A 522-nucleotide genomic window follows, 5' to 3' on the forward strand; every position below is an offset into this window, starting at 1 on the left:
AGCGTGTTGTTCGTCCACAGCAGCTGCAACGCACTCCCCGCCACCCCGTCAAATGTGTACCTCGCGTTCTGACCCGCGTTGAGGTTCACCTCCGTCGCCGACGACGCATCAACCTTCAACTCGCCAGTCACGTCCTTGTTCAGCATCGCGCTGAAACTGGCCGAGTACCCGTACTTCGGCACAAACACCAGGCCGTAGGTCCCGTCCTCACTGAAATTGCCCGGAGACCAGTCGCAATCCTTCGTCGACACGGAAAAATCGCAGTACTGCGATATCTGCGTCCCGTCCGGTCGGTACACGTATGCCCTCAGGTACTGTCCGGTGCCTGTCGGCGTGAACCCCAGATCACCCAACGCCAGTCCGTAGCCCTTACCCGCCACCACGGCAAATCGGTAGTACCCCAACTCCTGGTTTGCTACGTTCACTACCTTGGCCGTGCCATTTGTGGCTATGGCTTCCCCGCTGTTGGCCGTGCGCAGGTGCAACTTGAACTGCCCGGCATCCAGGTTATTTGGCAACACC

Annotated in this window: 1 protein-coding gene; it reads right to left on the reverse strand. The window is 59.4% G+C overall.

Annotated features, from left to right (window positions below; translation table 11 throughout):
* The coding region (locus AACH06_RS30150; RefSeq protein ID WP_341429533.1) for a hypothetical protein at positions 1-522 on the reverse strand (522 nt) is incomplete at both ends.

This window comes from Ideonella lacteola (assembly GCF_038066555.1).
Classification (GTDB): Bacteria; Pseudomonadota; Gammaproteobacteria; order Burkholderiales; family Burkholderiaceae_C; genus Ideonella; species Ideonella lacteola.